The following is a 20334-nucleotide window of genomic DNA, read 5'->3' as shown; positions in this document are numbered from 1 at the left end:
GCACATCAGTGTAAAAACCAGCTGTGCTAAGATCAACAGGATTTGACCAATAATAGCCATGATAACGATGACCGCTGCAGCTTTTAATTTTGGCCTGCTGATTGAGGCAGAAGATTTAGTTCCCTATTTGGGCCATGAAAAACTTCGTATTGTCGACCTGAGCCGTGCCTCTGTGTATGAGCAGCTGCATATTCCGCATGCCTTGCATTTAAAGCCTAAACTTCTGGTGCGTCAGGAAGAAACGGCGATGGGACTGTTACCGGATACCGAAGGCTTGCAGGCTCTCATTGATTATCTGAATATTTCTCCTGAGCATCATGTGGTGGCTTATGATGATGAGGGCGGGGCATGGGCAGGGCGTTTGCTCTGGAACCTACATTGTCTGGGTTTTGAAAATACCAGTCTGTTGAATGGCGGGATTCATGCCTGGCTCGGTGCTGGTTTGCCGACTTCTTCCAGTCAGGAGCAGTTTGCACCAGTGAAGAACGTATTGCAGGTTAATCTCGAGCATCAGGCGAATTTTCAGATTGGCTATGATGAACTGCGCCAACAGGTTGAAAATCAACAGGTTCAAATTTGGGATTGCCGCACGCAAGATGAATATACTGGCCTACGTTTAGCGGCTCGACGCGGCGGTCACATTCCGGGAGCACGTCATTTTGAATGGAGTACTGCCCTTAATCGCGAAAATCATTTAAAATTACAGCCTTTACCACGTACTCAGCAGCGTCTGGAACAACTGGGCTTTGATTTGAATCAACCCGTTGTGGTGTACTGCCAGTCCCATCACCGCTCAGGTTTGGCCTATATTCTGGGTCGTTTACTGGGCTGGAAAATTCGAGCCTATGATGGTGCGTGGAGTGAATGGGGCAACCGCCTCGATAGTCCAATCGCTACAGGGGAGCTGCCATCTTGAGCATCACATCACGTTTAAAACAACAGTTTTTTATTAAAGCTCAACGATTAGTACCGCAACATCGCTTGTCTCGGGTGGTGGGTAAAATTGCCGCCAGCGAAAACCCGATTATCAAAACTGCTGCAATTACTGCCTTTAAGGCGCAGTATGGCATTGATATGTCGATTGCTGAACAGGCCAATGCCCTGAAATTCAAGTCATTTAATGAATTTTTTACCCGCGCCCTAAAAGAAGGTATCCGTGCGGTTGATCCAGATGCTACGAGCATTGTTTCGCCTGCAGATGGTGCGATTTCCCAGCTAGGTAAAATTGAAAATGGCGATGTGTTTCAGGCCAAAGGCCAGAAATTCACCGTTGAAGCACTGATTGCTGATCCGCAACTGGCCGAGCCATTCAAAAACGGTGAATTTGCGACCGTATATTTGTCGCCACGTGATTATCATCGGGTGCATATGCCATTTGCTGGCACCTTGACTGAAACGTTATATGTACCGGGCGAGCTATTCTCGGTCAATCAGGTGACCGCAGAAAATATTCCGGGCCTGTTTGCACGCAATGAACGTATGGTCTGTCTGTTTGATACTGAAATCGGCCGTATGGCGGTGGTATTGGTCGGTGCGATGATTGTGGCGGGTATTGAAACCGTGGCAACCGGCAAAGTGAAGCCTTCAGGCCGGATCGAACTTAATCAGCATGATCTGTTCCTGGAAAAAGGGGCAGAACTGGGTCGTTTCTACCTCGGTTCAACAGCAGTGATTTTATTCGAAGAAAATAAAATGCAGTGGGATGCCGTATTCAAGGCCAATTCTTTGGTGAATATGGGTGAAGCGCTGGGGCATACAGTTTAAAGATTTTACCCTCCCTTTATTAAAGGGAGGTTGGAGGGATTAAATATTTTCTCGTTTAGAATAAATAAAAATCCCCCTCAGTCCCCCTTTAAAAAAGGGGGATTTCCTCTCCTATTAAGGACACGGTTAGAGAGAGATCCAAATAAAAAAAAAGCACCCTCAGGCGCTTTTTTTTATTTCTAGAAATTTATCGTTTCACGACGATGGAATCGATCCCGCTATTCTGCAAGGTTTGCTGTGCGATAATCGCGGCTTCTGCAGAATCATAAGGGCCTGAAACCACGCGATACCAGACTTTGCCATTTTCTACACTGCGTACCACATCGGCAGATAAACCATTGAGAATAATTTCAGCACGGCGGGCATCGGCCTGATCCGGGTCATCAAAGCTGCGGACTTGCAGAATATAACTGGCCGGAGCGGCAACAGGCGCTTCACTGGCTTCTAAGCCAGGCTCAGTTGTGGTCGCCTCAGGTGGAGCTACTTCAGGTCGAGGCGCTTCTACAATTACTACCGTATCCTGATTTTTGTTTTCAGGGACGGCCTGTTCAGGAATAGGCGTCACTTGTTGCTGTGGTAACAGGTCATAAAAACGGTAATCTTTATTGGTATCTTCTTCTTGGACAGATTCAGCACTTGTTTGAGTTTTCGGTTTGACCGGTTCCCATGGCTTCCAGAGCATCAGTGCCATTAAAAAACTTAACACGATTAAAATGATCACGAGTGTGCCGAGCCAGGTTGGAATAAGTGGCTTTTTAGGCTTATTCGGTCTTTCAGATACACCGCGCTGCGTTTTTCCAAACACTTGGGATTTTCCTCTTATTAATCGGGACATATAGAAAAGGCATAACAGCAGTTATGCCCCTACTATCACTTCATCCTATGTGATCAGGATACAAAAGTCATCCTCTAGATCACAAATCACACAGAATTTTAATTTATCTGTATCTTCAAGCACATAGCTGAAGTTACAAAATGTCTGCTCAGCAGATAAACGGCAGTGTTTTGCTTACATGCTCGCTTCGAGCCTAGCTCTTGTCTTGCATCAATGTAAAAGCAGTGCTTTGACTATTTACCTTCTTGCATCAATGTAAAAGCAGTGCTTTACATTGATTCAGGAGCTGACACACCTAAAAGTTCTAAACCGTTACGCAGTACCTGACGCACGTTCACTGATAACAATAAGCGTGCTTGGGTCAATTCAGCATCATCACCGAGTACTTTATTGTCGTTGTACCAGCCGTGGAACAAGGCTGCCAGCTCTTTCAGGTAATTACCGATTTGATGTGGTTCATAGCTGTTTGCAGCACGGACCAGAATCTCTGGATAGGCCGCCAGCTTGGCCAGGATTTCAGTTTCAGCATCCAGCTCCAGTTTAGCCGCTAAATTACGTGCCGCTGTAGCATCAAAGTTGACGTTGGTAGACGCTGCTTTTTCTAACATACGGCAGATACGGGCATGTGCATACTGGATGTAATACACTGCATTGTCTTTGCTTTGTGACACAGCAAGATCAAGGTCAAAATCAATGTGCTGTTCAGACTTGCGCATTACGTAGTAGAAACGAGCGGCATCATTGCCGACTTCTTTACGCAGGTCACGCAAGGTCACGAACTGACCTGAACGAGATGACATTTGTACCATCTCGCCGCCACGCCATAGGCTCACGAACTGAACCAGAAGAACCGTTAATTTTTTCGAGTCATAGCCCAACGCATCAATGGCCGCTTTTACACGTGCGATATAACCGTGGTGATCCGAACCCCAGATATCGATGATATCGGTATAGCCACGTTGTAACTTGTTCAGGTGATAAGCGATGTCAGATGCGAAGTAGGTGGTCTGACCATTACGGCGTTTTACGACACGGTCTTTTTCATCACCGAATGCAGTGGATTTAAACCAGATGTTGCCATCCAGTTCATACAGGAAACCACGCTGGTCTAAAGTCTGTAAGGCTTCTTCAATTTTGTCTGTCAATGATTCTTCGCTGAACCATTGATTGAAGGTTACACCAAACTCGCCGAGGTCATCTTTAATATCATCTAAGATTGCTTTAAGCGCGGCTTGCAAGAATACGCGGTAGCCTGTGCCAATTAACGCTTGTGAATTAAAGATCAAACCATCAATGTGTTTTTCTTTATCACCAGACAATACGACTTTATTGCCATCAGCATCTAATTCGGCTGCAAACTGTACATCTTCAGGCACATCTTTATACACGTCGGCCACAGGACGGACATAAGCATCGCCATCCTGGTCAATAATGCTTTGTGCAATTTCTTTTACGTAGTCACCCTGGTAGGCATTTTTCGGGAATACCAGTTCCTGACCCGTTAATTCTAAGTAGCGCAGATAAGTCGAAGTCGCCAGAATGTCCATTTGACGGCCAGCATCATTGACATAGTATTCGCGATCGACTTTTGCACCGGTCGCTTCAAGCAAGTTCGCAACCGTCATGCCATACGCAGCACCACGACCATGACCTACGTGCAGGCTAGAGGTTGGGTTGGCAGAAACGAATTCAACCTGAATACGTTTATCCGCATTGACCTGGGTACGACCATAAGTCGCCTGTTGTGCCTGGATTTGATCAAGGACTGCAAAGCGCTGGTCAGCATTCAGGAAGAAGTTAATAAAACCAGGACCGGCAATTTCTGCCTTGCTGATATCTGCCACTTCAGGCAGGGCAGCAAGAATTTTTCCCGCTAAATCACGTGGCTTCATACCCGCAGCTTTCGACGCGATCATGGCAATATTCGACGCAAAGTCACCATGGCTTCGGTCTTTGGTACGCGTCAAATTACTTGTATTGTTCCAGTCAGATGGGAGTACGCCTTGTGCCTGTAAAGTGTGCACTGCATGATCGAGAGCTGCTTGTATTGCCGTATTCATAATCAGTCGAAAATAGAGATCGCAGAAAAACAGCAAATATAGCAAATTTCAGGCTGTTTAGGTAAAAGCATTTCTCGGGAATAAAAAGTGGAGGATCACTTCGTCAGAAGTTTTTGACTAAAGAAAGGGAAAATCAACGGATTAATCCCGTGAAAATAAAACCAGTTTTTAGCTCAATATTTCAGATGAAAAAAACAATGCTTCACCGTACAGAATTTGGCTTATATTAGTCATCTGAAAACAGTAAAAAGAGCATGTCGTGGCTGCATCACAACGTCCGACCATTATCGGTCATATTCCTAAACTCCCTGCAAAATGGGCATTGATTATTGTGCCTTTTATCCTGTCCTGCCTGATGAGTGGCATCATTTCCATGATCAATATGCTGCGTAATCTTGGCTGGATTGATGGATTTATGGCACTCTGGTTTCATAACTGGATGATTTCCTGGGCGATTGCTTTTCCGATTGTGGTGACCTTATTGCCATTCGTACGCAAATTCACTGGGCTGTTGGTCGATATGTCCGGACCTCAGCCACCCAAATGATCATTTTTTAAATCTTAAATTTGATCTGGCTGGAGTCAATTCTTGAGCATTTTAAAAGTCGGGCTATATGGGGCGAATAGCATCATTTTTAAATTAAATGCTCCACCGCCGCCCGGATGATCCCGAGCACCAGACCGATACAGGCACCGACCACGACCCCATTGACCCGGATCATATGCAGGTCGCCGCCGACTTCATTTTCAATCTTGTCGATCATCTCGCTTGAATCCCATTCGTGAATGCGCTCGCTGATAAAGCGAATCACTTTTTCACTGTACTGGTCACTCAGGTCAACCGCGATAGAGCTCAAACGTTTATTCAGCAGCTCACGAACCGAAGCATTCGAGATGATATTTTCTCCGACCTGTTGAATGGCAATTCTGAGATTTTCCGCAATACCCGAATCAGGTTTTTGCAAGTCTGCCTTGATTGCATCACATAAAATCACCACGGCACCGCTGATAAAATTCAGTACCTGTGGACTATCCAGTAAGGCATCTTTGGTTTCATTCAGACGCTGGCTGGCTTCACTGTCATTATCTGCCAGCTGCAACATCCAGCTATGTCCCATGCTCTCAATTTTAAGTCGCCACGGATGATCTGGATCGGCCAGCATGGCTTCAACGCGCCCGATCACGGAATCAATACTGCGTTGCTGCACGTCAATCCCGATCCAGCTGGCGCCTTTGGCCAGTTTCCACACGCCCATTTCCTTAAACAGGTTACGGGTCAGCTCGCGGGTTTGTTCCGGATGCGAGGTCATCCAGGCATGCACCACATCCAGTCCGCGCTGTAGCACATCCTGATGGAAATCATTGTCCAGAACGGCATGCAGCATTTCGCTGGCCAGAGTATTGATCTGGGTATTTTTGACCCATTGCACGCTGTTGCTTTGGATAAAGCCGGCAATCTGTTCCTGTCCGACAAATTCAAAGATTTTAGGAACCGTTTGCTGAATGACCTGAGTCACTTGGGCATTATTTTGTGGATTGGCCAGCCAGCGTCCTGCAGCCAGACTCAGGTCGGTACTGTCCAGACTGCGTTGTACAATTTGCGGAGAAAGAAAATTTTCCTGCACAAAACGGCCCATCGACTCTGCAATACGAGCCTTATTACGTGGAATGATTTCGGTATGGTCGCGTAAAAACTTGGGAATGGGCAATCTGCCAAAAGGGTTACGAAACAGCACGGTAATCGCATACCAGTCCGCCAGTCCACCGACCACACCCGCTTCTGCCGAGAGCATCAGAATATGAATGAGCCAGACATATTCAGGTAGCAGTTTGGCTGCCACCATCAGTGCCAACCAGGTCAGTACGGCGACCACCAGGGCGATGGTCGCGAAACGTTTACTGCGTTGTAAGCTCGGGGAGATACTCTCTGTCTGCATAGATCATCCTGTCAGGAGGGATTGGCCGGTTGCGGTTGCAGCACTGCACCGGATGGACTTAAACCATATTTAGCCCCAAGTGACTGTAAAATCAAGCGGGCATCAAAGGCATCTTGAGGCGCCTGATTGGCTTTGAAGCATTCAATGGTATAAGCCACCTGGGCAGGATCCAGAGTCACGGTATAAGGACGGTCATAGAATGGGTCTGGCCAGAATCCCGGATATCGGCGGTAATACCCGTAAGGATAAAAGCTTGGCGCCGGATAGACGATGGCTTGCCGTGGAGGTTGCTGGGTGCGGTTACTTGGATCATTCAGTACTCTGAAGAATTGAAAACCATTTTGTACGGTAGTCTGTGCGGCTTTGAGCAGGGTAATTTCTTCAGCTGTGCCAAAGCTCATATTGGGACGGGCCTGAAAGCTGATACGGTAAGTGTTGCTGTTGAGGGGAGTGGTACTGTAGCGACCTAACTGATCAAATGTTAAGGGCTTTGAGGGTGTGGTTGCACAGCCAGTCAGGCTGATGGCAGCAATCATACTCAATCCCAGTAGCATGTTTTTCATGTTCGATCTCCTGATGCAATGATCCAGTTCAGACAGCCGGTCTTAAAAAATCTTAAAAACTGCTATCGGGTTGGGTCAGGAAAGTAAGTTCTTCATCGGTCGATTCACGACCCAGAATCTGGTTTCGGTGCGGATAACGTCCAAAGCGGTCAATAATAACTTTATGCTTTTTCTCAAATTCCAGATTGGTCGGATTGCCCAGACGCTGAAACAGTTTTAAGGCGAATTCATGAATTAGTTTGGATTCGCTGTGCATAAATGGCATATACAGAAAGGCACGTTGTTCTGGACTGAGCTGTTGATCCAGGTTCAGGCTGATGGCTTCCTGAGCCAAGGCCAGTGCCAGACTGTCTTGGGCAAAAGCTTGGGGAGAATCACGGAATAAATTTCGTGAAAATTGATCTAGCACAATAATTTCGGCCAGCCGACCTTCTGCTGTTTTACGCCAGCCCCAAAGTTCAGCCTGGGCTGCCTGCTGATGGGTGCTCATGAACTGCTGCGCAATACTTTGGTCGAATTCATGACTTTGGCTAAACCATAAGGGCTGGCTGTCCGCATGAAACCAAAAGTCTAAAATATCTTGATAATTCATAATATTTACAATTCATTAGCATCTATTTGTTAATAAAATCACAAATTTTCCATGTCTTATAGAGGAAGTTTGTGTTAAAAATTTGCCAAATTAAAAATCAATGGTTTGCCTGAAAACTAGGCAGCCTGTCATATGCCGGCACGAAATCACGTTATACTGATTAAACCGATGATTTTAATTTAATAATTTAGCCCCCTTAAGCGAGATTGTAATGAGTCAACCTGAATCGACTTCCCAAAATGTATTACCGACCTGGGTCGAGTCGTCACTCATCAAAGGCATGCTGCGTGGTATCGAGCGTGAAAGCTTGCGTATGCAAAGTGATGGTTTCCTGTCACAGGCAGCGCATCCTCGTGCCTTGGGTTCAGCCTTGACTCATCCACATATCACCACGGACTATTCTGAAGCGTTGATGGAGTTTATTACTCCGCCACAGGACAGTATTAAAAAAGCGCTGGACTATCTCAGCGATATTCATGCGATTGTGCATCGTCATCTGGAAAATGATGAAAAGCTCTGGCCTTTGTCGATGCCGTGTATGCTGGACAGCCGCGATGACAGTATTCCGCTGGCACAGTATGGCAGCTCGAATATCGGTTTATTTAAAACCTTGTATCGTCATGGTCTAGGTGTGCGTTATGGCCGCCGTATGCAGACGATTTCAGGTGTGCATTACAACCTGTCTTTCCCGGATCATCTGTTCGAGGCCTTGCAACAGCAGGAACAGGACGAGGCGCTGCAAGCATTGAGCTTGCAGGATTATCGCAGTCATCGCTATATGGGCCTGATCCGTAACTTTATTCGTCTGACCCCACTGGTGATGTTCCTGATCGGGGCCAGTCCGGCGGTCTGCCAGTGCTTTATGACTGGCCGTGATCATTTCTTGCTGCCATTGGTCAAAGGCACCTTGTATTCGCCTTATGCGACTGCGCTACGTATGGGACGTTTTGGCTATCAAAACTCTGCACAGAAACAGCTCGGTATTCACTACAATAATTTGCAGGACTATCTGGACGGACTGCAAAAAGCGGTCAAAACGCCCTATAAACCGTTTAGTCGTTTGGGATTAGATGATTCCAATGGCCAGCCGATCCAGATCAATGATCATGTGCTGCAAATCGAAAATGAATATTACAGCTTAGTGCGCCCGAAACAGGTGCCGCTTGCAGGTGAAACGCCGTCACAGGCACTGGAAAATCGTGGGATTGCCTATGTCGAGCTGCGTGCAGTCGATGTCAATCCATACAGCCCGATTGGCATTAATGAAGATACGGCCGGCTTCCTCGAAGTCGTAGCCTTGTACTGTTTATTGCAGGACAGTCCGGCGCTCCTCAGCAATGAACAGGATATTATTGAACAGAATCAGGCCGAAGTAGTGAACCGTGGTCGTGCGCCAAATGCCGCAATTATGGAAAATGGCCAGTCTTATCCGATTGAAGACTGGTGTGCCATGCATTTGCAACGCATGCACCCCTTGGCCAAGCTGTTAAATTCGGCCTATGACAGTACTCTCTATACCGATGCATTAAAAACCATGATGATCCGGGTCGATGAAGTGGATGCCACCTTGTCTGCCTTGGTGGTGGGTGATACACGTGAACAGGGCGGTATGTGGCATTTTGGCCAACATCTGGCCCAGCAACATAGCAGTGTCTATGAGGAACATCAGCTCAGTCCGGAAACACTGGCTTATTTTGAAGAAATGTCACAAAAGTCATTGCAGCAGCAACAGCAACTCGAGCAAGATAGCAGCGTCAGTTTTGCTGATTATTTAGCCCAATATCGATAAAAAATAAGAGGATTCACCATGCAATGGGGTTATCGCTTCGTGAGTGGTATGTTGTTTCTGGCTGCTGTCATCGGCATGGCATTTGCCTTATATCTTGAGCATGTACAAGGTCTGGCGCCTTGTCCGCTCTGTGTGTTTCAGCGTGTTGGATTAATCGGACTCGGGATCATCTCACTGATCGCATTCCTGCATAATCCCGCATCTAATCTCATGAAGCGGCTGTATGCCTTGCTGGGTTCGCTCAGTATTTTGTGGTCTGTGGGCGTGGCTGCGCGTCATGTCTGGTTACAGAACCTGCCACCGGATCAGGTGCCGAGCTGTGGTCCCGGTCTGGAATACTGGCTGGAAACCCTGCCGATGCAGTCTGTACTGCAACAGGTGCTGAATGGTTCGGGTGAATGTGCTGCGATTGACTGGACTTTCTTGGGTCAATCCTTACCTGTCTGGTCTTTGATCTTCTTTAGTATTTTATTGCTGGTCAGTTTATGGCAACTACTGCGTAAATATAAAAAGGCACCGGTTAAACGACTCAGAGATAAATATTAATTCCTTATTTAATAAAAAAGCCCTCAATCGAGGGCTTTTTTATTTGCTTCAGTTTAGGTCAGGGCTATGCCTTCCAGACTGTCCAGATCCATCACATATTCATGAATCTGATCAAAGGCTTCATCTTCTACACTTGGATAGAACCAGCGCGCCACCTGCTCGGCCACTAGCGGATGATACTGAATTTCAAAATGGTTCAGGCCGTAAAAAATCGCCTTGTTTGCATCGGGGACTTTGAGCTGGAAACGCGGATTGGGATGCTCGCCCAAAGCACTTTTAATACTGACCAGATAATCACCAATTACATGTAAGGTCTTGTTTTTTCGGTTTTCAAACTCGATGGTACCGGCGACCAGATAGGTATCGATATGCGAGGGAATTGGGGCAGGTTTACGGTGATCATCCATAAAGCCGATCCGTAGCGGATTATGCTCCCAGTCATCATCCCGGACGCTGCCATGGCGTAAATCTAGAATACCGTTACTGCGAATATTGACCAAATGGCCAAGCAACCGGATCAGTGGAAAATGTCCGAGTTTGTCCTGCAAGCTAAAACCAAAACGTTCCAGTACCGCACCATGATGCGGTGAACCCAGACAGACCAGATTCTCCACCATGTTGACCCAGCTATACACATTCTGCTTGCCATAGAACAGTGCGCTGCGTGACACCAGTCCACCCATGCTATGGCCGATCAGGTCAATACTGGTAATTCTAGGATTGCGAACAACCAGATCCTGTAAGGTATTCGCCAGACTGCGACCATTGGCAGAAATCCGGCGTCCAGTATTGTAATTCAGGTAGAGCATGGTATTGCGGTCGCGCTGCGCCAGTAATTTTGCCCCAATGCCTTCATATTTGCGATTTGACCAGTCTAAATGGTTCATGCATAAGCCATGTACAAACAAAGTAATACGACCGCTTAGCTCACCTTTTTGCAGCGAGCCATAATGGTCATAGATCACCATCGGCAGGGCTAGAGGGTTTTGATATTTCAGCAGATAATCCCCGATAATGCCATTTAAGACACTGACCAGAAAATGCAAGGAAGGTGTCAGCGGTTTATTATGCAGTTTAGGAAAGCGTTCAATAATCTGGCGCAAAGCAGGGGCAATCAGGGTATTGCCGTAATGAAACAGCATGTCATAAGACATTTGATAGAGCCGCACAATCGACGGAATATTCTGAATTTTTTCAGAATTATTTTCACTTAAACCGAAAATACTCATTAAAATTTCGCGTTGAATACTCTTGATCAGCTCCTGGATCACATCGTTAAAGCGCATCGTTACCAGCTGCGCCAGACCTTCCAGTACATCGGCCTGACTCGGCGGGGTTCGATCCCATCGACAATAGGTTTCATGTAACGGTGTCAAACTTGGCATCTGATCCTGTCCTTTCAATGAGCCGCATGTGGTGCCATCTTTCTTTTTAAAGAACTTCGCGGTATAAATTCTTTTTCTTGTTGAGTTTCCTGATTTTGAGGGCCTCAGCTTAAAATAACGAGAATGAGAGAAGATTTTGAGCTTTTTTGTCAGACAATTTAAGCAATTAACTGGTCTTATAACGTAGTGTACTTCACATTATTTAAATTAAATTTTGATGATTGATGGGTTTTTTGTTGGTAGTTCATGAATATCATTTATTTGCATGGTTTTAAGAGTAATTCGAACTCGATCAAGGGGAAATTGCTGCAACATTACTGTGCAAAGTATCCTGAAATTCAGGTACATTTACCCGATTTAAACATGTCACCGAAGGCTGCCATTGCGTATGTTTCTGGCCTGATTGAATCGATGCATGATGTGGCGTTACTGGGCAGCAGTCTCGGCGGATTTTATGCGACACATCTGGTCGCACAGCATGCTGTGCCTGCTGTACTGATCAATCCGGCAATGCGACCATGGCAACTGTTTCGTGAACTGTTTGATGAGCAATTGCCTTATCAGGTTCATCCGAACTGGTGTCTGGATGAGGCAGATCTGGTACAACTCCAGCAATTGGCCCTGCCGGTTGCACAAGATGCAGACAAAATACTGGTTCTGCTGCAACAAGGGGATGAAGTTTTGGATTATCGTGAAGCACATCGTTATTATAGTACTGCGCATCCCCCGGCTATGCTGATGACTGAAGCGCATGGCAGTCACGGGATGGATGATTTTGCGGAAAAAATTCCGTTCGTCTTACAGTTTTTATTGGACTGCATAAAAAAGGAAACCGAATAACGTGTCTCAATATACGGCTCAATCTCTTGAAGTTTTATCTGGTCTGGATCCGGTCCGTCGTCGTCCGGGCATGTATACCGATACTTCTCGTCCCAACCATTTGGCACAGGAAGTGATTGATAATGCTGTCGATGAGGCACTGGCAGGACATGCCAACAAGATTACCGTCACGGTCTATAAAGATGGTTCTTTATCAGTCGAAGACAATGGCCGTGGTATGCCAGTCGATATTCACCCCGAATACGGCCAGAGCGGTATTGAAATTATCATGACCAAACTGCATGCCGGCGGTAAGTTCAGCACCGATAATTACCAGTTTTCCGGTGGTTTGCATGGCGTTGGGATTTCAGTGGTCAATGCGCTTTCGACCCGGGTAGAAGTTGAAGTTCAGCGTCAGGGCAATCTGTATAAAATGGCCTTTGAAAATGGCGAACCGGTTGCACCGCTTGAAGTGCTGGCAGGTAAGGCACCGAAACGGGTATCAGGAACTACGGTACAATTCTGGCCTGAAGCCAAATATTTTGATTCGCCTAAATTTGCCTTAAAAGCGTTAAAACATAATCTCAAAGCCAAAGCTGTTTTGGCGGCGGGTTTACAGATCAATTATGTTGATCAGATCAATGATGAAAAGATTACCTGGCAGTTTGAAAATGGTCTGGTTGATTATTTGATGGACGAGCTGGAAGACCGTGAAATTATTCCGGCACCGGCGTTTGTTGCCACAGGCGATGCGGAACGTGCCAGCGCAGAATTTGCAATTTGCTGGAATGTCGAAGGGGGTGAAAGCGTCCAGGAATCTTATGTCAATCTGATTCCGACCGCACAAGGCGGAACGCATGTGAATGGTCTGCGTTCAGGCGTCACCGATGCGATGCGTGAATTCTGTGAACTGCGTAATTTGCTGCCGCGGAATATGAAACTCTCTGCCGAAGATGTCTGGGACGGCGTCAATTATATCCTGTCGCTGAAATTTCAGGAGCCGCAATTCTCAGGTCAGACTAAAGAACGTCTATCGAGCCGTGAAGCAGCTGGAATTGTGCAGAATATTGCCAAAGATGCCTTTGCATTATGGTTGAACCAGAATTCTGACATCGCCATGCAACTGGCAGAAATGGCCATTTCCAAAGCCGGTCGCCGTCTCAAAGCAGCGAAAAAAGTAGAACGTAAGAAAATTGTCGCGGGTCCAACCTTGCCGGGGAAACTGTCGGACTGTGTAGGTCATGATCTGGATCAGTCAGAACTGTTTATTGTGGAAGGGGATTCTGCGGGTGGTTCGGCCAAGCAGGCGCGTGATAAGAACTTCCAGGCGATTATGCCAATTCGTGGAAAAATCCTGAATACTTGGGAAGTCTCTTCTGACGAAGTTCTAGCATCGCAGGAAGTACACAATATTGCGATTGCCATTGGCGTTGATCCGGGTTCGGATGACTTGTCTGAACTGCGTTATGGCAAGGTCTGTATCCTGGCGGATGCCGACTCGGATGGTTTGCATATCGCGACTTTGCTGTGTGCCTTGTTTGTAAAGCATTTTCCTACACTGGTCGAGGAAGGGCATTTATTTGTAGCGATGCCGCCATTATTCCGTATTGATGACAATAAAGATGTGCACTACGCTTTGGATGAAGATGAGCTGAATAGCATCCTGAAAAAATGCAAAACCAAGAATCCGCAAATCACCCGATTCAAGGGTCTGGGCGAGATGAATGCCAGTCAGTTACGTGAAACCACGCTTGATCCAAACACGCGTCGTCTGGTGCAACTGGATCTGGATGATGCTCATCATACCGCAGGGTTACTGGATAAACTTTTGGCGAAAAAGCGTGCCAGTGACCGCAAAGACTGGTTGGAGCAAAAAGGTAATCTGGCAGATTTGGTGGTTTAAACTATCGAATTTAAGCAGTAAAAAATCCCGCAAGCGCGGGATTTTTTGTTTTAAAACAGTGCAAAAAATATTCAAGGTGCTGCACTTTATTTGTACATCATCTTCTATCTCACTTCTGCTATGTTTTCATTGCTCTTTGCGCGACCTACTTAGAGTTAAGCTCGGATACAGCATTTAAATACAGGTTTAATTCTTTTTAGTATTACTAAATTCATGATTCATAATACGAATAATGAGATCAGTTAAATTAATTTTTTTTATTTTTTGAAGCCTTGGCACAGAAATTGAATCACTCCATCCAGATGTACAACAAGACAAGCATGAAAAATGCACCATCATAAAGTTTGGAGAAAATCTGATGTTCCAACGCAATTTATTTTCAAAAAGTATTTTAGCCGCAACCATGGCAGGGGCTGTTGCATTAACGGGGTGTTCAAAATCTGCTGAAAAAGCAGAAGCCCCGGCCGCGGAAAGCAAAGTCGCAGATAGCGGCGATACGATTAAAGTCGGGATCCTGCATTCATTGTCCGGCACCATGGCAATTTCTGAGACCTCACTGAAAGACACGGCCTTAATGGCGATTAAGGAAATCAATGACAAGGGTGGGGTACTGGGTAAAAAACTGGAACCTGTGGTGGTCGATCCAGCATCAGACTGGCCACTTTTTGCAGAGCAAGCACGTCAGCTGATTACTCAAGACAAAGTCGCGGTAATTTTCGGTGCATGGACGTCGGTATCACGTAAATCTGTCTTACCAGTGGTTGAAGAGCTGAATGGCTTATTGTTCTATCCTGTACAGTACGAAGGCCAGGAACAATCCAAAAATATTTTTTATACCGGTGCTGCACCTAATCAGCAAGCCATTCCAGCCGTGGAATACTTGATGAGCGAAGAGGGCGGTAAAGCGGAGCGTTTTGTTCTGCTCGGTACAGACTATGTGTATCCACGTACAACCAACCAGATTTTACGTGCTTTTTTAAAGTCTAAAGGCGTGGCTGATGCGGACATCATGGAAGAGTACACGCCATTTGGTCATAGCAACTATCAAACCATTGTTGGCAATGTGAAAAAATTCGCAGCTGGTAAAAAGACTGCGGTGATCTCGACCATCAATGGCGACTCGAATGTGCCGTTCTATCGTGAATTGGGTAATCAGGGCATTAAAGCCTCTGATATTCCCGTCATGGCGTTCTCGGTGGGTGAAGAAGAACTGCGTGGTATTGACACCAAGCCATTGGTCGGTCATTTGGCGTCATGGAACTATTTCATGTCAGTGAAGAATCCGGTCAATACAGAATTTACCAACAAAATGAAGCAGTATGCAGTGGAATTCAAACTGCCGAATGCAGACAAGCTCGTGACCAATGACCCAATGGAAGCAACTTATGTCGGGATTAACATGTGGAAGCAAGCCGTTGAAAAAGCAGGTTCTACAGAGGTCGATAAAGTCCGTGAAGCGATGGCAGGTCAGGAATTTAAAGCCCCATCCGGCTATACCTTAAAAATGGATGCGACGAATCACCACTTACACAAGCCAGTCATGATTGGTCAGATTCGTGGCGATGGACAGTTTGATGTGGTCTATAAAACGCCACAAGCCATCCAGGCACAGCCTTGGAGCCCGTACATTCCGAAATAACAGCTATCTTTTGCCTGCCACAGCCGTGGCAGGTGTCCTCTGATTTTTTTCTTACTCTCCACGGAAAATTTCCAATGGAATAGGGGTGAATATAATGAATATTCGCGTGAATATCGCCGCTATTTTTCTGGTATTTGTACAGGTTATTTGTGTGCAACTGGTATCAGCAGAACAATCCTCAAATAGCACTGCATTGACTGCAGCAATACAACAAGATGCAATCCAGCAATTTGTGCAAGGTGATTTTGCCCAGCGCCGTGCTTTACTGAAGCAATGGCCGGGCAGTATTGAGCAGTTAGATCAGCTTGCAGAATATGTTGAAAACGAGCAGCTTTATAGTGGGGCTAATGGTCAAACCTATATTTTAGAATCGGACGAAAAATTACTCAGCTATCCGAGTCTAGGCATCGTTGCAGATTGGCCGAGTGACTTATCACAAGTGACTTTGGTGAATACCTTGCGTAAAGCGCTCAACTTTGGTTTGGCACAAAGAAAACTCAAATCTGAAGATGCTTCCGAGCGTTTAGAAGCGATTGATATTTATGAAAGCAACTTGGCAGAGCTGAATGTTGCTCACATCAATGCCCTGTATTTGAACGAACAAAATAACAAAGTCAAAGCCCGTTTGGCCCAGCTTAAAGCGCGTCTGGATTATCAAGATGCAGATGTCTTAGTTAAAATTCAAGCGGCGAAAGCCTTGCAAGACTCCAATCGTCCCGATGTCTTGGCGATGATCGACAATGAGCTGACACAGCCGAATATCCATTCTGAGCTGAAAGCGGCTTTGCTTGAAGCGAAAAGCAGTATTAAAACCCGGATTCAAGCCAGTGAATGGACTGGGCATTTATTTTCAGGGCTGAGTACTGCGAGTATTTTACTGCTTGCAGCACTCGGTTTAGCCATTACTTATGGTTTGCTCGGTGTCATCAATATGGCGCATGGTGAGCTCATTATGATTGGCGCCTATACTACTTATGTGGTGCAAAGTCTGTTTAAAAGCTATTTGGGTAGCTATGTCGAGTGGTACTTAATCGCCGCGATTCCTGCGGCATTCTTGGTGAGTGGACTGATCGGTATGTTGATTGAACGTACCGTGATTCGTCCATTATACGGTCGTCAACTTGAAACCTTGCTTGCAACCTTTGGGGTCAGCCTGATTTTGATGCAATTGGTACGCATGACTTTTGGTGCGCAAAATGTCGAAGTGTCGAATATTTCGTGGCTATCAGGCGGGATCTCCATTACCCCAAGTTTAATGCTGCCGTATAACCGTATTGCGATTATTGTCTTCACCATTGCAGTGCTTTTGTTGTTGGTTTACCTACTGAATAAAACCCGTTTTGGTTTGTTTGTACGTGCGGTGACGCAAAACCGTCAAATGGCACAAGCCGTTGGTATTCGTTCAAGCCGTATCGACATGATGGCCTTTGGTTTAGGTTCAGGTTTGGCCGGTTTAGCGGGCTGTGCTTTGGCACAAGTGGGTAACGTCGGGCCGGATTTAGGGCAAAACTACATTATTGATGCCTTCTTGGTGGTGGTTGTCGGTGGTGTAGGTCAGGTGTGGGGTGCAGTCCTTGCAGCGCTTGGTCTAGGTATTAGTGGTACCGCCTTGGAAATTGGCATTGGTGCGGTACTGGCAAAAATTGTTCTCTTGGTGCTTGTGATTTTGTTTATTCAAAAACGTCCACAAGGTTTGTTTGCCATCAAAGGCCGTTTTGTGGAGTAAGCACATGAAGATTACACAATTATTATCCGACAAACCGCATAGTGGCATTGCGATTGCCGTATGCTTTGCCATTTTATTAGCATTGCCATGGTTACACCTGTTACCTGCCGATTCAACCCTGCATTTATCTGCGTATTGGGTCACCTTGATTGGCAAAATCATGTGTTTGGCTCTGGTCGCTTTGGCACTGGATTTAGTTTGGGGCTATGCCGGAATTTTAAGTTTAGGACATGGTTTGTACTTTGCCCTTGGCGGTTATGCCTTTGGCATGTACCTGATGCGCCAATCCGCAGGTGAAGGTATTCCTGATTTCATGCGTTTCCTCAGTTGGACAGAAGTACCATGGTTTTGGGTTGGAACTGAATACTTCCTGTGGTCACTCGCGCTTGTGGTATTAGTGCCGGGCATCATTGCGTTTATTTTTGGTTTTTTTGCTTTCCGTTCGAAAATTAAGGGCGTGTATTTCTCCATTATTACCCAAGCCATGACCTTTGCTGCAGCGTTATTGTTCTTCCGCAATGAAACCGGTTTTGGTGGCAATAATGGCTTTACAGGCTTTAAAACCATTTTAGGCATGGATATTACTTCGGCATCTATGCGAGCGAGCCTGTGCTTTATTACGGCGTTGGTGTTGTTACTTTGCTTTATCGGTTTACGTCATTTGATGAATAAACCGTATGGCCGTGTGTTGGGGGCGATTCGTGACAGCGAAAATCGTCTGCAATATTTGGGCTATCGCACGCTTTGGTACAAGCTCTCTGCTTGGGTGCTTTCTGCTGTGATTGCAGGGATTGCAGGCGCGCTGTATGTGCCGCAAGCAGGCATTATTAATCCAAGTGAAATGAACCCGGTGAACTCGATTGAAATGGCGGTGTGGGTGGCAGCGGGTGGTCGTGGCACTTTAATTGGCCCACTAATTGGTGCAGGTGTCATTAACGGGGTAAAAACCTATTTCACCTCGGCTTATCCTGAAGCATGGTTACTCATTTTGGGTGCGCTATTTATTGTGGTCACCATTTTCTTACCGAAAGGCATTATTGGTCTGTTTGACCGTTTTAAAAAGGAGCGTAGCGAATGAGCGAGATCCTGCAACCGCATGGTGGTCATGCTTCTGAAGGCTATGGTCGCCCAAAAGAACAAGGCGCGGACTTTACCCATGGCATTGCATTGTATCTGGAAAAAGTCAGTGTCTGGTTTGATGCCTTTCGTGCCCTAAATGATTTATCGCTGTATATCGAAGAAGGGGAATTACGCTGCATTATTGGACCGAACGGGGCGGGGAAAACCACCCTCATGGATGTGATTACCGGAAAAACCCGTCCAACTGAAGGCGCTGCATTTTTCGGGCAAAACTATGACCTAGCCAAAATGAGTACCGAGCAAATTGCTGAAGCAGGCATTGGACGTAAATTCCAAAAACCGACGGTGTTTGAAAATTTCAGCGTCATGGAAAATCTGCTTCTAGCAGCACCCAAAGACAAGCGCGTGAAAAAGAGTTTCTTTAGCAAACTCGATCCCGATGCCCAAAATGCCCTGGATGAATCACTTGCGCAAATTCGTCTGCAAGAGTTCATTAATAAACCTGCTGGCTTGCTGTCGCATGGTCAAAAGCAATGGTTAGAAATCGGCATGTTGTTGATGCAACGTCCAAAACTGATTTTACTGGATGAACCTGTAGCAGGCATGACCGATGCCGAAACCGAGCGCACGGCGGAGCTGTGTTTAGAACTCAAGAAAAATCACACCCTCGTTGTGGTTGAGCATGACATGAGCTTTATCGATACGATTAGTGAAAAAGTCACGGTATTGGCACAAGGCGCAATTTTAGCAGAAGGCACATTGGCAGAAGTACAAGCCAATGAAGATGTCATTGAAAAGTATTTAGGACGTTAAGGAGACCGTGATGTTAGAAGTCAAAGACGTCAATCAATTTTATGGTGGCAGTCATATTTTACGTGATGTGTCGTTGACTGCACCTGTGGGTGAGTGTTCGGTGGTGCTTGGGCGCAATGGTGTAGGGAAAACCACGCTCCTTAAATGTCTGATGGGTATTTTACCGATTAAATCCGGACAGATTTTGCTGGATGGCAAGGACATTTCGAAACTCAGTCCTGAACAGCGTGTCCGTGCAGGTCTGGCTTATGTGCCCCAAGGTCGAGATATTTTTTCAACTTTAACCGTGGAGGAAAACATCCTCATTGGTATGGCGAAATTTAAAGGCGCAAAGACACGCAAAGTGCCTGAGCATCTCTATGAAATTTTCCCTGTGTTGGATGAAATGAAGCACCGCCGTGGCGGAGATTTGTCTGGTGGTCAGCAGCAGCAGCTTGCCATTGCACGAGCACTTGCTTCTGAACCGCGTGTGCTGATTTTGGATGAACCGACTGAAGGTATTCAGCCGTCAATCATTAAAGATATTGGTCGGGTCATTCGTAAACTGGCAGATGGGGGTGAGATGGCGATTGTGTTGGTAGAGCAATTCTATGATTTTGCTGAAGAACTTGCTGATGCTTATACCGTGATGGCACGTGGGCAGGTTGTAGCGCAAGGTGTGGGCAGTGAAATGCCTGAGAAAGGTATTCGGGAGTTGGTGGCGATTTAAGGCTTTTAGCTCCTTCTCCTATGGGAGAAGGCGGGGGATGAGGGTTTATCTTTATTTACCTCACCCTAATCCTCTCCTAGAAGGAGAGGGAAAAAGCCTCCCTAAGCAAGATATAAGCACTGCTTTATATCGAAGCGTAAGAAAGGGAGGTTTGGAGGGATTAAATTTTAAATC

At 46.1% G+C, this 20334-nt stretch carries 18 protein-coding genes; 12 read left to right on the top strand and 6 right to left on the bottom strand.

Annotated elements, in window-relative coordinates; all coding sequences use genetic code 11:
- Window positions 1-67 precede the first annotated feature (67 nt).
- Together NI470_RS04935 and asd are read left to right on the top strand one after the other, a co-directional pair.
- Window positions 68-916, top strand: coding sequence for a sulfurtransferase (locus tag NI470_RS04935; RefSeq protein ID WP_005094948.1), 849 nt, complete (start codon window positions 68-70; stop codon window positions 914-916).
- Window positions 913-1764 (top strand): archaetidylserine decarboxylase, encoded by an 852-nt coding sequence (gene asd / locus NI470_RS04930; protein WP_004281264.1) that lies wholly within the window; start codon window positions 913-915, stop codon window positions 1762-1764. The genes NI470_RS04935 and asd overlap by 4 nt, the downstream gene beginning before the upstream one ends.
- Before the next feature lie 187 nt (window positions 1765-1951).
- On the opposite strand, the gene NI470_RS04925 is transcribed toward asd, so the two are convergent.
- Both NI470_RS04925 and argS read right to left on the bottom strand, forming a co-directional pair.
- The gene (locus NI470_RS04925) at window positions 1952-2569 is read right to left on the bottom strand and encodes an SPOR domain-containing protein (protein WP_004281265.1); all 618 of its coding nucleotides are present in this window, start codon (window positions 2567-2569) and stop codon (window positions 1952-1954) included.
- 299 nt (window positions 2570-2868) lie between these two features.
- The gene (argS, locus tag NI470_RS04920; protein WP_253147842.1) at window positions 2869-4659 is read right to left on the bottom strand and encodes an arginine--tRNA ligase; all 1791 of its coding nucleotides are present in this window, start codon (window positions 4657-4659) and stop codon (window positions 2869-2871) included.
- 259 nt (window positions 4660-4918) lie between these two features.
- Between argS and NI470_RS04915 the strand changes: the two genes are divergently transcribed.
- Window positions 4919-5206, top strand: coding sequence for a DUF2798 domain-containing protein (locus tag NI470_RS04915; RefSeq protein ID WP_004647201.1), 288 nt, complete (start codon window positions 4919-4921; stop codon window positions 5204-5206).
- Between the two features lie 88 nt (window positions 5207-5294).
- On the opposite strand, the gene NI470_RS04910 is transcribed toward NI470_RS04915, so the two are convergent.
- Genes NI470_RS04910 through NI470_RS04900 form a run of 3 tightly spaced genes read right to left on the bottom strand, consistent with a single transcriptional unit; the run spans window position 5295 to window position 7751 of the window.
- A complete protein-coding gene (locus NI470_RS04910) occupies window positions 5295-6596 on the bottom strand; it encodes a DUF445 domain-containing protein (protein ID WP_005094953.1) in 1302 nt (433 codons plus the stop codon).
- An 11-nt stretch (window positions 6597-6607) separates the two neighbouring features.
- Window positions 6608-7159, bottom strand: a complete 552-nt coding sequence (locus tag NI470_RS04905; RefSeq protein WP_004647203.1) for a CC0125/CC1285 family lipoprotein — start codon at window positions 7157-7159, stop codon at window positions 6608-6610.
- Between the two features lie 52 nt (window positions 7160-7211).
- Window positions 7212-7751 (bottom strand): DUF924 family protein, encoded by a 540-nt coding sequence (locus tag NI470_RS04900; protein WP_005094955.1) that lies wholly within the window; start codon window positions 7749-7751, stop codon window positions 7212-7214.
- A 211-nt stretch (window positions 7752-7962) separates the two neighbouring features.
- Between NI470_RS04900 and gshA the strand changes: the two genes are divergently transcribed.
- Together gshA and NI470_RS04890 are read left to right on the top strand one after the other, a co-directional pair.
- Complete coding sequence (gene gshA, locus NI470_RS04895; RefSeq protein WP_005267704.1) at window positions 7963-9540, top strand: glutamate--cysteine ligase; 1578 nt, start codon at window positions 7963-7965, stop codon at window positions 9538-9540.
- Window positions 9541-9558: 18 nt separating this feature from the next.
- Window positions 9559-10086, top strand: coding sequence for a disulfide bond formation protein B (locus NI470_RS04890; protein ID WP_005267702.1), 528 nt, complete (start codon window positions 9559-9561; stop codon window positions 10084-10086).
- A 53-nt stretch (window positions 10087-10139) separates the two neighbouring features.
- Here NI470_RS04890 and NI470_RS04885 read toward each other — a convergent pair whose 3' ends face one another.
- On the bottom strand, window positions 10140-11471 hold the full coding sequence (locus NI470_RS04885; protein ID WP_044108803.1) for a PGAP1-like alpha/beta domain-containing protein: 1332 nt from the start codon (window positions 11469-11471) through the stop codon (window positions 10140-10142).
- Window positions 11472-11717: 246 nt separating this feature from the next.
- On the opposite strand from NI470_RS04885, the gene NI470_RS04880 reads away from it, so the two are divergent.
- The 7 genes from NI470_RS04880 to urtE all read left to right on the top strand — a co-directional run bounded on the left by NI470_RS04880 (window position 11718) and on the right by urtE (window position 20160).
- Window positions 11718-12311, top strand: coding sequence for a YqiA/YcfP family alpha/beta fold hydrolase (locus NI470_RS04880; protein ID WP_253147841.1), 594 nt, complete (start codon window positions 11718-11720; stop codon window positions 12309-12311).
- Window position 12312: 1 nt separating this feature from the next.
- Complete coding sequence (gene parE / locus NI470_RS04875; RefSeq protein WP_004281275.1) at window positions 12313-14193, top strand: DNA topoisomerase IV subunit B; 1881 nt, start codon at window positions 12313-12315, stop codon at window positions 14191-14193.
- A 358-nt stretch (window positions 14194-14551) separates the two neighbouring features.
- Window positions 14552-15832 (top strand): urea ABC transporter substrate-binding protein, encoded by a 1281-nt coding sequence (gene urtA, locus NI470_RS04870; protein ID WP_005250249.1) that lies wholly within the window; start codon window positions 14552-14554, stop codon window positions 15830-15832.
- A 94-nt stretch (window positions 15833-15926) separates the two neighbouring features.
- Window positions 15927-17558 (top strand): urea ABC transporter permease subunit UrtB, encoded by a 1632-nt coding sequence (urtB, locus tag NI470_RS04865; RefSeq protein WP_005105325.1) that lies wholly within the window; start codon window positions 15927-15929, stop codon window positions 17556-17558.
- Between the two features lie 4 nt (window positions 17559-17562).
- On the top strand, window positions 17563-18636 hold the full coding sequence (urtC, locus tag NI470_RS04860; RefSeq protein WP_253147840.1) for an urea ABC transporter permease subunit UrtC: 1074 nt from the start codon (window positions 17563-17565) through the stop codon (window positions 18634-18636).
- Window positions 18633-19451, top strand: coding sequence for an urea ABC transporter ATP-binding protein UrtD (gene urtD / locus NI470_RS04855; protein WP_004281279.1), 819 nt, complete (start codon window positions 18633-18635; stop codon window positions 19449-19451). The genes urtC and urtD overlap by 4 nt, the downstream gene beginning before the upstream one ends.
- A 10-nt stretch (window positions 19452-19461) precedes the next feature.
- A complete protein-coding gene (gene urtE / locus NI470_RS04850; RefSeq protein ID WP_039902488.1) occupies window positions 19462-20160 on the top strand; it encodes an urea ABC transporter ATP-binding subunit UrtE in 699 nt (232 codons plus the stop codon).
- Window positions 20161-20334 lie beyond the last annotated feature (174 nt).

Origin of the sequence: Acinetobacter lwoffii (genome assembly GCF_024129115.1) — a bacterium.
GTDB classification, from domain to species: domain Bacteria; phylum Pseudomonadota; class Gammaproteobacteria; order Pseudomonadales; family Moraxellaceae; genus Acinetobacter; species Acinetobacter lwoffii_T.
The sequence above is the reverse complement of the archived record's forward strand: the minus strand, read 5'-3'. Positions and strand labels throughout refer to the sequence as shown.